Origin of the sequence: Acidovorax sp. LjRoot118, assembly GCF_964253575.1 — a bacterium.
Classification (GTDB): Bacteria; Pseudomonadota; Gammaproteobacteria; order Burkholderiales; family Burkholderiaceae_C; genus Acidovorax.
The window spans coordinates 950,544-964,296 of record NZ_CAXURB020000001.1 but is presented as its reverse complement, the minus strand read 5'-3'; the positions used below and the strand labels follow the sequence as shown (position 1 = coordinate 964,296).

The following is a 13,753-nucleotide window of genomic DNA, read 5'->3' as shown; positions in this document are numbered from 1 at the left end:
AGCATGGCGTGGTGTTCACGTGTGCGCTGGTGTGTCTTCTTCATGCGGCGGGCGACTTGGCGGCACGGGCTTCCTTGCGGTCTGCAGGGATCTCGGCCTTGGCGGTCATGGGGACGGATTGCGGGGCGACGACAGCGCCGGGGCGCACGCGCTGCAGGCCGTTGACGATGATGGTCTCGCCGGCCTTCAGGCCCGAGGTGACCACGCGCAGACCTTCGACGGGCGCGCCCAGCGTGATTTCGCGGTACTCGGCCTTGTTGCCCTCGCCCACCACCAGCACGAACTTCTTGCTCTGGTCGGTGCCCACGGCGCGCTCGTTGATCAGGATGGCCTGCGAGCTGCGCGACTGGCCCATGCGGATGCGCGCGAACTGGCCGGGGATGAGTTCACCGTCGGCGTTGTCGAACACGGCGCGCACGCGCACCGTGCCGCTCTTGGCATCGACCTGGTTGTCGATGAGCTGCAGCTTGCCCACGTGCGGCGTGCCGCCCGAGGTGCCGGTGCCCATCTGCACGGGGATGCGTTCGATCAGGGTGCGCGCGCTGCTGCCGGACTTGAGGTCCTGCAGCGCCTTCACCACGATCTGCTCGTCGGAGTCGAAGCTCGCGTAGATCGGGCTCACCGAGACCAGCGTGGTCAGCACCGGCGCGCCAGCGCCCGAGGCCACCAGGTTGCCCACGGTGACTTCGATGCGGCCCACCCGGCCCGCTACGGGGGCCCGCACCTGGGTGTAGCCGAGGTTCAGGCGCGCGGCCTGCAGAGCCGCCTGGGCGGCACGCAGGTTGGCATCGGCCTCGCGCTGGGCGTTCTGGCGTTCGTCGTGCTCGCGCTGGGCGATGGCGCTTTCCTGCAGCAGGCGCGTGGCGCGCTCCATTTCGCTGCGGGTGTAGGAGACGCGGGCCTGCGCTGCGGCGACCTGGGCGTCGGCACGGTCCACCTCGGCGGCGTAGGGGGCCGGGTCGACGGTGATCAGCAGGTCGCCCTGCTTGACCAGCGAGCCTTCACGGAAGTGCACGGCCTGCACGGCGCCCGAGACGCGCGGGCGGATGTCCACGCGCTGCACGGCTTCGAGCCGGCCCGAGAACTCGTCCCACAGGGCGATGTCCTGCTGCAGCACGGCGGCCACCGAGACGGGCACGGCCTGGGGCTGCGCTGCGCCGTCAGTCGCCTGGGCGGAAGGAGACTGGAACACCAGCACGGACGAAGCCACCACGGCGGTGACAGCGGTGGCCAGCGTGGCCAGGCCCAGGGGGCGCTTGGGGAAGGGAAGATGGAAGTTCATGGTGACTTTCAGTGGCGGGGCAGTTCTCGTGGAACACGCCCCGTTGCGGTTTTCAAGATCGGGTGGAATGGATGCGGAGGAAGTCTGGGCACTGACACCGTGGCAAGGTCAACACCGGCTACACAAGACGGCAACTGGCGTATCGGCAGTGGCAGTGCTCCCGGGTGCAGCCGCCTGCAGGTGGATAACGTTCATGGGTGATTCCTCCGTGTCGTTGATATGGGCAAAACAGATCGTCAAAAAGCGCGGGCAACAGCCGGCCCGTACCGCTCGCAGACGGCACTTGCACCAGCTCTTGGCCAGTCACAGGCAAAGCCTCTCCCCGCCGGCACCAATGGCCGGAAATTACGGGGTGAGCCTTGCTCGGTTGTTGTGGGTGGCGGGAGTACCGAACCTCAACTTAAGTTGAGGTCAACCACATCCTACAAACCCTGGGGTCTCAGGTGGGGGCCGGACATCGGGTGTCCTCGAAAAACTGCCGGATCTGCACCAGCGCGCCTTCGGCGCAGGGGCATTCGCGCAGCCCCGACTCCAGGGCTTCGGGCATCTCACCGGCTTTGGGAAACACATGGCGCCGCACCAGCAGGCCGGCGGACTCCAGGCGCGCGGCATAGGCCAGCGCCTCGTCGTGCATGGGGTCGGTGTCGCCCACCATCACCAGCGTGGACGGCAGGCCGGCCAGGCGGTGCGCGGTGGCAGGCACGGCATAGGGGTGCTCGGCATCGCGAGGACAGCGCAGGAAGTTGCGCCAGCCCTCGGTCCATTTGCAGCCGGTGGCATCGCCCGTGGCTTCGCGCACCGACGCGGTGCCGACACAGGGGTCGAGCATGGGCGACAGCAAAATCTGCCCGGCCAGCGGCGGGTGCGACTGGTCGCGCGCCATCACCGAGACGGCTGCGGCCAGGTTGCCACCGGCCTCTTCGCCGGCCAGGTAGATCTGCGCGCCCTGGCCGCCGAGCTTGACGCGGTTGCGAAACGCCCACTGCAGCACACCGTAGCCGGTGTTCACGGGCTGGGGGAAGGGTGTGAGCGGGTAGGCCACCGACACCACCACGGCGCCGGCGCGTTCGAGCAGGTCGGCCACGGTACATCCGGTATCCAGGTCACCCGTGGTGAACGCGCCGCCGTGGAAATGCACCACCAGCGGCGAAGGCTTGCCGGGCTGCTTGCGGCCGTAGACGCGCACCGCCACCTCTTCGCCCTTGGCCACCTCAATGGTGGCATCGCTGCGCTGGGGGGCGCCCACTGCGGCGCCAGGGGCCTTGGAGGAGGCTCCGGCACGGGTGGGCGACGATGTGGGGGACGGACGATCGGGCTGCATGACATGGACCCATTTGATTGACGATGGATGAAATGTAGTACCTTGCCGCTTTCGGATAAACAGGCCAAACACCACTGCACTGTTTCCAAAAGCTCAACAATCGAGCGCAGGCCGCGTGTGAGAATTGCCCTGCACCCACTGGTGGGTGCAAGTACAAAGTACAAGGAGAGCCCATGGACCAGATACAGGCCATGCGCATATTCGTGCGGGTGGTGGAGGCCGGCACGTTCACCAGGGCAGCGGATTCGCTTTCGCTGCCCAAGGCCACGGTCACCAAGCATGTGCAATCGCTGGAGGAGCGCCTGCGCGTGAAGCTGCTCAACCGCACCACGCGCCGCGTCACCGTGACCGCCGACGGCGCTGCCTACTACGAGCGCACCATTCGCCTGCTCACCGACCTCGATGACATCGAGGCGAGCATGACCAACGCCCGCTCCAACCCGCGCGGACGCCTGCGCGTAGACGTGGGCACCTCGATGGCACAACTGCTCATCCTGCCCAACCTGGCCGAGTTCCATGCGCGCTACCCCGACATCCAGGTGGACCTGGGCGTGAGCGACCGCATGGTGGACCTGATCAGCGACAACGTGGACTGCGTGATCCGCGGGGGCGAGCTGACCGACCAGTCGCTGGTGGCGCGGCGCATTGGCAACCTGGAATTCATCACCGTGGCCTCGCCCGAGTACCTGGAGCGCCACGGCACGCCCACGCACCCGCTGGAGATCGAGGAAAAACACTCCATCGTGGTCTATTTCTCGCCCCAGAGCGGGCGCCACTACCCGCTGGAGTTCCGCAAGGGCGAGGAGTCCGTGGACATCACCGGCCCCTACCAGGTCAGCGTGAACGAGACCAATGCCTATGTGACGGCGGTGGTGTCGGGCCTGGGCATCGGGCAGATCACCAGCTTCCAGGCCACGCGCCACTTCGAGAACGGCACGCTGGTGCGCCTGCTGCCCGAATGGACGCAGGCGCTCCTGCCGATCTACGTGGTCTACCCGCCCAACCGCCACCTGAGCGCCAAGGTGCGTGCCTTCGTGGACTGGACGGCCGAATTGGTCCAACGCAACTCGCACCTGCAGCGCACGACCTGACTCCCCGGAGCCGCTGCGCGCCATCCCCCAAGGTATGCTTGGGACATGAGCGACGCCCCCGACACCCCGACGCCCGAACCAGGGACCCCGCCAGAAGCCACGCCCGCCAAACCCGCCCAGCCGCGCAACCCGCTGCACGGCGTGACGCTGGAGGCCATGGTGACGGCCCTGGTCGAATACTTCGGCTGGGACGAACTGGGGCAGCGCATTCCCGTGCGCTGCTTCCAGAGCGACCCCAGCGTGGCCTCGAGCCTCAAGTTCCTGCGCAAGACGCCCTGGGCGCGCGAGAAGGTCGAAAGCCTGTACCTGTACATGCTGCGCGACTACCGGCGCAATACCAAGGAATAAGGTCAGGCCAGCTCTGCCACCGGCAGATAGCGTTCGATATGGCCCATGGCGCGGGCCACGTACTCTTCCTTCTCGCCCACCGGGGCGAAGTAATGCAGGGCGGCCGCCGCCTCTGCCACGCCCGCCAGGCGGGCGATCACCCAGCCGGCCAGGTACGACGATGCCAGGCAGCCCCCCGCCGTGGCGACGTTGCCATGGGCAAACAGCGGCTGGTCGAGTACCGTAACGCCCGCCGCCTGCACCCAGGGTTTGGTGGTCAGGTCGGTGCAGGCCGGCACGCCATCGAGCAGCCCGAGTTTTGCCAGCACCAGCGCACCCGAGCACTGCGCGCCCAGCAGTTGGCGACTGGGGTCGAACTGCAGCTCTCCCATCAGCGCCACGTCTTCCACCACCTCGCGGGTTTGGATGCCGCTGCCCACAAGCACCGCATCGGCGCCCTGGGCCCAGGCCAGCGAGGCATGGTGCGGCTCGACCACGATGCCGTTCATGGAGCGCACGCGGGCCTGGGGGCAGACCAGCGCCACCTCCCAGCCGGGGCGCTTGACCCGGTTGAGGATGCCCAGGGCAATCAGGGAGTCGAGTTCATTGAAGCCGTCGAAGGCGAGCAGGGCGATGCGCATGGGGGTTCCGTTGGAGGGGGATGGAGCCGCCATCGTAGGCAAAGCACTTAGTACAATCAAAGAATTGTCATAGATACATCGGGATGGCCATGGGTGTGGTTCGGTACAAGCAGGTGGTCGATGCGCTCGCAGCCGACATCCGCGCCGGCCGGCTGCGGCCTGCCACCCGGCTGCCCACGCACCGTGAACTGGCCACCAGGCACGGCTTGGCGTTGGGCACGGCCAGCCGGGTGTACGCGGAGCTGGAGGCCATCGGCCTGGTGGTGGGCGAAACCGGGCGCGGCACCTTCGTGCGCGACCCCTCGTACCCGCGGCCGGGGGCCGACCTCACCACGCCACAGGCCAGCACCATCGACCTGTCGTTCAACAACCCCAGCGTGCCCGGGCAGACCGAGCAGTTGCGCGAGGCGCTGCGCCAACTCGCGGCCTCGGGCGACCTGGAGTCGCTGCTGCACTACCAGCCCTATGGCGGGCGCCTGCACGAGCGCGCAACCGTGGCGCGGCACCTGGAGTCCAGGCTGCTCAAGGTCAGCGGCGAGCAGGTGCTCATCGTCAACGGCGCGCAGCACGGCATGGCCATTGCGGCGCTGGGCCTGCTCAACCCCGGCGACATCGTGGCCGTGGATGCACTCACCTACCCCGGCTTTCGCGTGCTGGCCGAGCGCCTGCGGCTGGACCTGGCCCCCGTGCCCATCGGCCCCGAAGGGACCGACCTCGACGCCCTGCAGCGCCTGTGCCATGCACGGCCCGTGCGCGCCATCTACACCATGCCCACCTTGCACAACCCGCTGGGCTGCGTGATGCCGGCGCGCGCACGCGGGCGGCTGGCGATGATTGCGCGCCAGCACGACCTGCTGGTGATCGAGGACGCGCCCTATGCCTACCTGGCAGGCGACGCGCTGGTGCCCATCGCCGCGCTCGCGCCGGAGCGCACGGTGTACGTGTCCAGCCTGTCCAAAAACGTGGCCACCGGCCTGCGCTTCGGCTTTGTCGCAGCAGCGCCCGCGCTGATCGCACCGCTGGAGCGCGCCATCCGCGCCACCTCGTGGAACACGGCCGGCGTGCTCACGGCGATTGCCTGCGCCTGGATCGAGGACGGCACCGTGGCCCGGCTGGAGGCCGAAAAGCGCGCCGACACTGCGCAGCGCCAGGCCCTGGTGACCAGCGCGCTGCGCGGCCTGCCGATGGTGCGCCACCCGCGCTCCTACTTCGTCTGGCTGCCGCTCGGCGATGACCAGCGTGCCGACCGCATCGCGGCCACGCTGCTGCAGCGCGGCGTGACCGTCTCCACTGCCGAAGGCTTTGCCACCACGACCCACGTGCCCCAGGCGCTGCGCGTGGCCTTGGGCTCGGTGGCGCTGGAGGACCTGCCCCACGCCCTGGCGCTGGTGCGGCAGGCCGTGGAGCAGGACTCCTCCTAGTCGGTAAAGGCCACCGTCTGGCGTGCGCGCCGGTCCACGTGCAGGCTGAAGATATCGGGCCGTGCGTAGTGGCCCACCACATCGAAGTCGTAGCGCGCCCGCACCAGTTCGGCCGTGTCGATCTGCGCGGTGAGCAAGCCCGTCTTGCCCTGCAGCGGGCCGGCCAGCACATCGCCCAGCGGCCCCACGATGACGCTGTTGCCGCGGATCAGCGGGCGGTCGGCGTCCCAGCCGGGGGCATCCACGCCCAGCTCGCGCGGCGAGGGCTGCACCTGGCAGGCGCTGATGACAAAGCAGCGCCCTTCGTGCGCGATGTGGCGCATGGAGCATTGCCAGATATCGCGCTCGTCCACCGTGGGCGCGCACCAGATCTGCACGCCCTGCGCATACATCGCAGTGCGCAGCAGGGGCATGTGGTTCTCCCAGCAGATCACGCCACCCACGCGGCCGGCGGCGGACTCGACCACCGGCAGGGTGGAGCCGTCGCCCTGGCCCCAAATCAGGCGCTCGGTGCCCGTAGGCATGAGTTTGCGGTGCTTGGCTACCAGGCCCTTTTCGGGGTCGAAGTACAGCGCCGTGCAGTACAGCGTGCTGCCTGCGCGCTCGATCACGCCGAGCACCAGGGTGGCCCCCGTGCGCTGCGCCAGGCCGGCCAGGGCTTCGGTCTCGGGCCCGGGCACGTCGATGGCACTGGAGTGGTAGCGTGCATAGGCCTCGCGCCCCTCGGGCAGGCGGTAGCCCAGGCGGGTGCCGAAGATCTCGCCCTTGGGGTAGCCGCCCAGCAGCGCCTCGGGCATGACGACGAGGCGGGCCCCCGCGGCCTTGATCTCGCCCTCGAAGGCGAGCACGTTGGCCAGGGTCTGGGCGGTGCCCTCGGGGGACGATCCTATTTGCAGGGCGGCGACGGTGGAAACAGCCATGGTGTGGGTCCGGTGGATGGAAGACAAGCGCAGTGTTGCCAAAGCCCTAAGATGAATCAATGCCTCTCCATTGCTGATTGATATGAACAAGATTGATATCGGGTTCGACCTGAACGTGCTGCGCGTGTTCGAGGCGCTGTACGAAGAGGGTGGCGCCACCCGCGCCGCACTGCGCCTGTCGCTCACGCAGTCCGCCGTGAGTGCGGCGCTGGGCCGGCTGCGCAAGGTCTACGGCGACCCGCTGTTCACGCGCACGGGGCGGGGCCTGGCGCCCACGCTGCGCGCGCAGGAGCTCAAGCCCGTGATCGGCGAGGCACTCAACAAATGCCGCGAGAGCCTGGCCCTGGGCACCTCGCCCGCAGCGCGCTACCAGGGCCGCTCGGTGGTGCTGGGCCTGTCGGACGATTTCGAGATCGCCATGGGTCCGTGGCTGGTGCAGCTGCTGGCGCAGCATGCGCCGGGCCTGCGCCTGGCCTTTCGCCAGACACACAGCCACATCGTGGCCGAGATGCTGATGGCGCGTGAAGTCGACCTGGCCATCACGGCGGGAGGTTTTGCCACGCGCTGGCTCAGCCACCAGTCGCTTGGAGAAGGCGGCTATGCCTGCGTGGTCGACGCACCCACCGGCCGGCGCAAGGCGCCGCTGCGCCTGACGGTAGAGGACTACGTGGCGCGCGACCACATCCTCATTTCATCGGGCGGCTTCATCGGCGTGGTGGACGAGGTGCTGGCCGCCCTGGGCCACAAGCGGCGTGTGGTGGCATCGACCACGCACTTCGCCGCCCTGCCCTACCTGCTCAAGGGCACCCAGGCCGTGGCCACGGTGCCCGTGCATGCAGCCCATGCGATGGCACGCCTTGCCGGCCTGACCGTACTGCCCTGCCCCGTGGCAATGCCGCGCTATGCAGTGGAGCTGGGCTGGCGCACCGATGGGCTGCGCGACTCGGCCGTGGCACAGGTGCGGTCGGTGGTGGCCGGGCAATGGGGGCGCATGACCACACCCTCGGCAGAATGACGGCACCCGCATCCGCCGTGCGGCAGATGCGGGGCCAGGGCCTCAGTCCCCGTTGGCGACCAGAAAGTTGCGGCTGATGCCGCCACCCAGGTCGTTCACGCGGTCCAGGAACTGCGTGAGGAAGGCGTGCAACCCGGTCGACAGGATCTCGTCGATGCGGCCGTACTGCAGGTCGGCCAGCAGGCGGCCGGCGCGGCGCTGGGTCTCGGACGAATGGTCGTTGGCCAGCACGGCCAGGTTGTCCACCACCTCGCGCATGCTGGCGTGCAGCGAGCGCGGCATGTCGCGGCGCAGGATCAGCAGGTCCGCCACGCGGCCCGGCGTGATCACGTCGCGGTAGACCTTGCGGTAGACCTCGAAGGCCGAGACGCTGCGCAGGATGGCGCTCCAGTGGTAGAAGTCGTTCTCCTGGTTGCGCTCGCTGGCGCGGCCGAAGAAGTCCTTCTTCACCGCATGGAACTTCACGTCCAGCAGGCGCGCGGTGTTGTCCGAGCGCTCGAGGAAGGTGCCCATGCGCAGGAAGTGGAAGGCCTCGTCCTGCAGCATGGTGCCCAGCGTCACGCCGCGCGACAGGTGCGAGCGGTACTTGACCCATTCGAAGAACTGGCCCGGATCACGCTCGTAGGCATCGCCCTTGAGCAGGCGCTGCAGCTCCAGCCAGGTCTGGTTCTGGGTTTCCCAGATCTCGGTGGTCAGCGCGCCGCGCACGGCGCGGGCGTTCTCGCGTGCAGCGCGCAGGCAGGAGACGATGGACGAGGGGTTCTCGCCATCGCGCACCATGAAGTGCAGCACGCGCTCGGGCGTCACTTCGCCATGCTTGGCGGTGTAGGCAGGGATCAGCTCGCTGATGGACAAGAGGCCCTCCCAGCCCTCCTGCGCCACGGCAGCAGACTGGGGCAAGAGCGAGGTCTCGTAGCTCACATTCAACATGCGGGCGGTGTTCTCTGCCCGCTCGGTGTAGCGGGACATCCAGAACAGGTGGTCGGCGGTACGGCTGAGCATTATGGGGTCCCTCCTTCTCCGAGAACCCAGGTGTCCTTGGTGCCCCCGCCTTGTGATGAGTTGACGACCAGCGAGCCCTCCTGCAGGGCCACGCGGGTCAGGCCGCCGGCGACCATCTGCACCTCGCGCCCGCTGAGCACGAAGGGGCGCAGGTCGATGTGGCGAGGGGCGATGCCGCTTTCCACATAGGTGGGGCAGCTCGACAGGCTGAGCGTGGGCTGGCCGATGTAGCCGGCCGGATTGGCCAGCAGCGCACGGCGAAAGTCCTCGATCTCGGCCTTGGTGGCGGCCGGGCCGATGAGCATGCCGTAGCCGCCCGCGCCGTGCACTTCCTTGACCACCAGCTCGTGCAGGTGGTCCAGCACGTACTGCAGGTCGTCCTGCTTGCGGCACATCCAGGTGGGCACGTTCTTCAGGATGGGCTCCTGGCCCAGGTAGAAGCGGATCATCTCGGGCACATAGGGGTAGACCGACTTGTCGTCGGCCACGCCCGTGCCCACTGCGTTGCAGATGCCCACGTTGCCCGCGCGGTAGGCCTCCATCAGGCCCGCGCAGCCCAGCGTGGAGGTGCGGCGGAACACCTGCGGGTCGAGGAAGTCGTCGTCCACGCGGCGGTAGATCACGTCCACACGCTGCAGGCCGCGCGTGGTGCGCATGTAGACGAAGCGGTCCTTGACCACCAGGTCCTGGCCTTCGACCAGCTCCACCCCCATCTGCTGGGCGAGGAAGGCATGCTCGAAGTAGGCGCTGTTGTGCATGCCCGGCGTGAGCACCACCACCGTGGGCTCGTCGGCCGTGGCAGGGGCGCTGGCGCGCAGGGTTTCGAGCAGCATGTCGGGGTAGTGGGCCACAGGCGCCACCTTGTGCATGCTGAACAGGTCGGGAAACAGCCGCATCATCATCTTGCGGTTTTCCAGCATGTAGCTCACGCCGCTGGGCACGCGCAGGTTGTCCTCGAGCACGTAGTACTCGCCCTCGCCCTGGGCGTTGGGGGCGCGCACGATGTCGATGCCGGCAATGTGCGCGTAGATGTTCTGTGGCACCTGCACACCCGCCATCTCAGGGCGGTACTGGGCGTTGTTGAGCACCAGGTCGGCCGGCACGATGCCGGCGCGGATGATGTCCTGCCCGTGGTACACGTCGTGGATGAAGCGGTTGAGCGCCGTGACCCGCTGCACCAGCCCCTGCTGCATGCTGGCCCACTCGTGCGAGGGGATGATGCGGGGTATCAGGTCGAAGGGGATGAGGCGCTCGTTGCCGGCACCGTCCTCGTCCTTGGCGCCATAGACGGCAAAGGTGATCCCCACGCGGCGAAAGATCATCTCCGCCTCGGCCCGGCGGGCCTGCATCACGTCCACCGGCTGCCTGGACAGCCATTGCGCGTAGCGCTTGTAGTGTTCTCGCACGTCGCTGCCGTCAAAAGGCAGCATGGCGTACATCTCATCAAATTTCTGCATGAACTGGCCTCCTGCTTGCAGGATAGCAAGTTGTGCGCCCAGTTTCCCGAATCGGCCTACCAAGGCACTGTGCCATCACCGGCCCTCAAGACTCAGCGCGGCAAAGCTGGCACCATGCTGTGCTGCCAATACCGCTGGCCGGATTCGCGCTGGCAGGCCACTCTCTGCGGTTGGGCCGACGACCAGGCGGCGGCTCCGCAGCGCGCCGACTCCATCACGGCAATCCCCCGCGCCTGGTAGCGCGCGACCACCTCGGACGCCGGATGGCCAAAGCGGTTGCGGTAGCCGGCCTGCACCAAAGCGGTGCGAGGTGCCACGGCATCCAGGAAGCCGCCGGTCGACGAGGTCTTGCTGCCGTGGTGCGGCACCAGCAGAACATCGGCCTTGAGCGGCACGCCACGCGCCACCAGGGCCTGCTCCTGCCCGGTCTCGATGTCGCCCGCCAGCAGCGCCGCGGGCGCCTGCGCACCAGCCGCCACGATGCGCAGCACACAGCTGATGTGGTTGGCGCGCACGGCCGCGCCCGCATCCCCAGGCGCCGGGTGCAGCACCTCGAAGGCCACGCCATCCCACTCCCAGCGCTGGCCCGCCAGGCAGGGCGTGGCCGGGCGTAGCGCCTGCAGCTCGTGCCCGGCTTCGATGGAGCCGGTGAGCCTGGCGCCCGGCTGCTGGGCCAGCACGGCGGCGGCGCCACCCGTGTGGTCGGCATCGCGGTGGCTGAGCATGAGCACGTCCACCCGCTCGCCCAGGGCGCGCAGCAGCGGCACCAGCACGCGGTGGCCGGCGTCGCTCTCCAGGCTGAAGCGCGGGCCCGCGTCGTACAGCAGCGTGTGGGTTGCGGTGCGCACCAGCACCGCATTGCCCTGGCCGATGTCGGCGGCCAGCAGCTCGAACTGGCCGGGCGCGGGCCGCCCCGGCTGCCACCACAGCACCGGCAGCACCAGCGGCAGGGCCAGCAGGCGCAGCCGCCACGGCAGGCGCATGGCCAGCAGCACGCCACCAGCCAAGGCCGCCGCGCCGGCCCACAGTGGCGCCACGGGCAGGTACAGCACGGCCATGGGCCAGGTGGCGAGCCACTGCAACAGGGCCGCCAGAGGCTGCAGGCTCCACAGCGCCAGATTCCACAGGGGCACGCAGAGCACCCCGCCCAGCGCCAGCGGCGTGACGACGAGCGTGACCCACGGGATCGCCACCAGATTGGCCACAAAACCCACCAGCGACACCTGGCCGAACAGCAGCAGGGACAGCGGCGTGAGTGCCAGCGTGACCACCCACTGCTCGCGCAGCAACGCCAGCACACGCGCCCGGCCCTTGGGGGGCGCGCCGCCCACGGCCCGCGTGTCGGTGGCGAACAGCACCGCCACCGCCACGAAGCTGAGCCAGAAGCCCGCCTGGTACAGCGCCCACGGGTCCACCCAGACCACGGCCGCGCAGGCCAGCAGCCACACCTGGGGCCAGGGCCAGCGGCGGCCCGAGAGCTGCAGCAGGGCCACCGTGGCCAGCATGGTCACCGTGCGCTGCGCCGGCACGCCCCAGCCGCTGAAAAGGGCATAGGCCGCCGCCAGCAGCACCCCGGCCACCAGCGCAGCTGTGGGCGCTGGCACCGCCAGGCACAGGCGCAGCGAGCGGCGCCACAGGGCACCCACCAACAGCGCCGCGAGCCAGGCGAAGAGCGTAATGTGGAGCCCGGAGATGCTCATCAGATGCGCCACGCCGGTCGCGCGGAACACATCCCAATCGGCCCGGTCGATGGCCCGCTGGTCGCCCGTGACCAGGGCTGCCACCACGCCGGCCATGCGCGCGCGTCCCGGGTCATCGGGGTCCAGGCCCGGTGCCAGGCGCGCCAGGATGGCATCGCGCACGGACTGGCGCGCCTGCTCCACGGGGTACTGCCAAGTGCTGGCCAGCCGCACAGGCGCCAGGTCCTTGGGACCCGTGCGAACGGTGCCTGTCGCCTGCACGCCCTGCTCCCAGGTCCAGAGTTCGTAGTCGAAGCCGTGCGGGTTGCTCAGGCCATGCGGCGCGCGAGGGCGGATGGTCATTTCCCAGCGCTCGCCCGCATGCAGGGCTGGGGGCCGGCGCTGCGGCTCCAGGGGCCTGACGGTCGTGGTCGCACTGGTGGCGCCGAAGAAGAAGCCGCCGTACCAGGAGACATCCATGCGTTCTGGCAACTGCACAGGCTGGCGCGCCGACCCCGCAGCTTCGCCCGGCAACCAGGCCGATTCCACATCCAGGCGCAGGCGCACTCCCGCCTCGCTGACCTGGGGCATGGCGGCGATGGTGCCGATGACGCGGATGTTCTGGCCCTCCAACGCAGGGTCCAGCGCACCCTGCAGGTACACCGTGGCGCGCAGGCCGGTGGAGGCAAAGAGCAGACCGGCGCCCGCACAGGCCACGAGCAGTTGGCACAGCCAGCGGCGCGCGCCGCCGGACCGGGCCAGCAGGCCCGACAAGCCCCACAGAGCGACCGCACACGCCAGCACCAGTGCATAGCCATGCCAGTGCCACAGCACCGGCTGCTGCAGCTGCAGCGCCGCGCCCAGCAGGCTGCCCGCCAGCAACGCGGGCAGGCGCCACTGGGCCGGCGCATGGCTGCGCGCAACGGCCACCGGAGTCCCCGTGGCGGTTGCAGCTATCACAGTGGCGTGCAGCTCCGGCATGCGCCGATGCTAAACCGCGAAGACAGCAGGCCTTCGCCAGGCACGCCGCGCGGGTATGTAACACTCAGGTGCTGCCCTGACCAAGCCCGGCGCAGCGCGCCGCCCCAGGCCAATGTCAACCACCACCTCCACCGAAGGACAACGACCATGAGCGTTTACGACAAGCTTTCCGAACTGAACATCACCCTGCCACCGGTGTCGGTGCCCGCGGCCGCCTACGTGCCCTACGTGCAGACCGGCAACCTGGTGTTCCTCTCCGGCCACATCGCGCGCAAGGACGGCAAGCCCTGGGTGGCCCAGTTCGGCAAGAACATCAGCACCGAAGAAGGCAAGACCGCCGCACGCGCCGTGGCCGTGGACCTGTTGGGCACGCTGCATGCGGCCACCGGCGGCGACCTGAACCGCATCAAGCGCATCGTGAAGGTGATGAGCCTGGTGAACTCGACCGGTGACTTCACCGAGCAGCACCTGGTGACGAATGGCGCGAGCGAGCTGTTCGGCCAGGTGTTCGGCGACAAGGGTGTGCACGCACGCAGCGCCTTCGGCGTGGCGCAGATCCCCATGGGTGCCTGCGTCGAAATCGAGCTGATCGCAGAGCTGGCCTGAAGCACCTGCC

General features: G+C 68.9%; 12 protein-coding genes. 5 read left to right on the top strand and 7 right to left on the bottom strand.

All coding sequences use genetic code 11. From position 1 onward, the window contains the following. Positions 1–40: 40 nt before the first annotated feature. Positions 41–1,282, bottom strand: a complete 1,242-nt coding sequence (locus ACSQ9E_RS04585; RefSeq protein ID WP_157422057.1) for an efflux RND transporter periplasmic adaptor subunit — start codon at positions 1,280–1,282, stop codon at positions 41–43. 439 nt (positions 1,283–1,721) lie between these two features. Beyond that, the gene (locus tag ACSQ9E_RS04580; RefSeq protein WP_235516173.1) at positions 1,722–2,603 is read right to left on the bottom strand and encodes an alpha/beta hydrolase; all 882 of its coding nucleotides are present in this window, start codon (positions 2,601–2,603) and stop codon (positions 1,722–1,724) included. Between the two features lie 173 nt (positions 2,604–2,776). On the opposite strand from ACSQ9E_RS04580, the gene ACSQ9E_RS04575 reads away from it, so the two are divergent. Both ACSQ9E_RS04575 and ACSQ9E_RS04570 read left to right on the top strand, forming a co-directional pair. After that, positions 2,777–3,694, top strand: coding sequence for a LysR family transcriptional regulator (locus ACSQ9E_RS04575; protein ID WP_436217012.1), 918 nt, complete (start codon positions 2,777–2,779; stop codon positions 3,692–3,694). A gap of 45 nt (positions 3,695–3,739) precedes the next feature. After that, positions 3,740–4,042 carry a VF530 family DNA-binding protein gene (locus ACSQ9E_RS04570; protein WP_057202303.1) on the top strand — a complete coding sequence of 101 codons (303 nt, stop codon included), beginning with the start codon at positions 3,740–3,742 and terminating at the stop codon, positions 4,040–4,042. Between the two features lie 2 nt (positions 4,043–4,044). On the opposite strand, the gene ACSQ9E_RS04565 is transcribed toward ACSQ9E_RS04570, so the two are convergent. Next, the gene (locus ACSQ9E_RS04565) at positions 4,045–4,662 is read right to left on the bottom strand and encodes a DJ-1/PfpI family protein (protein ID WP_436217011.1); all 618 of its coding nucleotides are present in this window, start codon (positions 4,660–4,662) and stop codon (positions 4,045–4,047) included. 89 nt (positions 4,663–4,751) lie between these two features. Here ACSQ9E_RS04565 and ACSQ9E_RS04560 point away from each other — a divergent pair, with 89 nt between their 5' ends. Next, positions 4,752–6,083 (top strand): PLP-dependent aminotransferase family protein, encoded by a 1,332-nt coding sequence (locus ACSQ9E_RS04560; RefSeq protein WP_436217010.1) that lies wholly within the window; start codon positions 4,752–4,754, stop codon positions 6,081–6,083. On the opposite strand, the gene ACSQ9E_RS04555 is transcribed toward ACSQ9E_RS04560, so the two are convergent. Further along, positions 6,080–7,003 carry a carbon-nitrogen hydrolase family protein gene (locus ACSQ9E_RS04555; RefSeq protein ID WP_436217009.1) on the bottom strand — a complete coding sequence of 308 codons (924 nt, stop codon included), beginning with the start codon at positions 7,001–7,003 and terminating at the stop codon, positions 6,080–6,082. The genes ACSQ9E_RS04560 and ACSQ9E_RS04555 overlap by 4 nt on opposite strands. An 82-nt stretch (positions 7,004–7,085) precedes the next feature. Between ACSQ9E_RS04555 and ACSQ9E_RS04550 the strand changes: the two genes are divergently transcribed. After that, positions 7,086–8,018 (top strand): LysR family transcriptional regulator, encoded by a 933-nt coding sequence (locus ACSQ9E_RS04550; protein WP_436217008.1) that lies wholly within the window; start codon positions 7,086–7,088, stop codon positions 8,016–8,018. 42 nt (positions 8,019–8,060) lie between these two features. Here ACSQ9E_RS04550 and ACSQ9E_RS04545 read toward each other — a convergent pair whose 3' ends face one another. The 3 genes from ACSQ9E_RS04545 to ACSQ9E_RS04535 form a co-directional block, all read right to left on the bottom strand. Beyond that, positions 8,061–9,020, bottom strand: coding sequence for an alpha-E domain-containing protein (locus ACSQ9E_RS04545; protein ID WP_057202295.1), 960 nt, complete (start codon positions 9,018–9,020; stop codon positions 8,061–8,063). Beyond that, a complete protein-coding gene (locus ACSQ9E_RS04540; RefSeq protein ID WP_007854621.1) occupies positions 9,020–10,477 on the bottom strand; it encodes a circularly permuted type 2 ATP-grasp protein in 1,458 nt (485 codons plus the stop codon). The genes ACSQ9E_RS04545 and ACSQ9E_RS04540 overlap by 1 nt, the downstream gene beginning before the upstream one ends. Before the next feature lie 92 nt (positions 10,478–10,569). Beyond that, positions 10,570–13,137 carry a DNA internalization-related competence protein ComEC/Rec2 gene (locus tag ACSQ9E_RS04535; protein ID WP_436217007.1) on the bottom strand — a complete coding sequence of 856 codons (2,568 nt, stop codon included), beginning with the start codon at positions 13,135–13,137 and terminating at the stop codon, positions 10,570–10,572. Between the two features lie 147 nt (positions 13,138–13,284). On the opposite strand from ACSQ9E_RS04535, the gene ACSQ9E_RS04530 reads away from it, so the two are divergent. After that, positions 13,285–13,743 (top strand): RidA family protein, encoded by a 459-nt coding sequence (locus ACSQ9E_RS04530; RefSeq protein WP_305745779.1) that lies wholly within the window; start codon positions 13,285–13,287, stop codon positions 13,741–13,743. The last annotated feature ends 10 nt before the right edge of the window (positions 13,744–13,753 follow it).

Coding starts and splice junctions, on each gene's coding strand:
- ACSQ9E_RS04565 (WP_436217011.1), bottom strand. CDS start 4,662: ATGCGCATCGCCCTGCTCGCCTTCGACGGCTTCAATGAACTCGACTCC.
- ACSQ9E_RS04535 (WP_436217007.1), bottom strand. CDS start 13,137: ATGCCGGAGCTGCACGCCACTGTGATAGCTGCAACCGCCACGGGGACT.
- ACSQ9E_RS04585 (WP_157422057.1), bottom strand. CDS start 1,282: ATGAACTTCCATCTTCCCTTCCCCAAGCGCCCCCTGGGCCTGGCCACG.
- ACSQ9E_RS04575 (WP_436217012.1), top strand. CDS start 2,777: ATGGACCAGATACAGGCCATGCGCATATTCGTGCGGGTGGTGGAGGCC.
- ACSQ9E_RS04530 (WP_305745779.1), top strand. CDS start 13,285: ATGAGCGTTTACGACAAGCTTTCCGAACTGAACATCACCCTGCCACCG.
- ACSQ9E_RS04540 (WP_007854621.1), bottom strand. CDS start 10,477: ATGCAGAAATTTGATGAGATGTACGCCATGCTGCCTTTTGACGGCAGC.
- ACSQ9E_RS04560 (WP_436217010.1), top strand. CDS start 4,752: ATGGGTGTGGTTCGGTACAAGCAGGTGGTCGATGCGCTCGCAGCCGAC.
- ACSQ9E_RS04545 (WP_057202295.1), bottom strand. CDS start 9,020: ATGCTCAGCCGTACCGCCGACCACCTGTTCTGGATGTCCCGCTACACC.
- ACSQ9E_RS04550 (WP_436217008.1), top strand. CDS start 7,086: ATGAACAAGATTGATATCGGGTTCGACCTGAACGTGCTGCGCGTGTTC.
- ACSQ9E_RS04580 (WP_235516173.1), bottom strand. CDS start 2,603: ATGCAGCCCGATCGTCCGTCCCCCACATCGTCGCCCACCCGTGCCGGA.
- ACSQ9E_RS04570 (WP_057202303.1), top strand. CDS start 3,740: ATGAGCGACGCCCCCGACACCCCGACGCCCGAACCAGGGACCCCGCCA.
- ACSQ9E_RS04555 (WP_436217009.1), bottom strand. CDS start 7,003: ATGGCTGTTTCCACCGTCGCCGCCCTGCAAATAGGATCGTCCCCCGAG.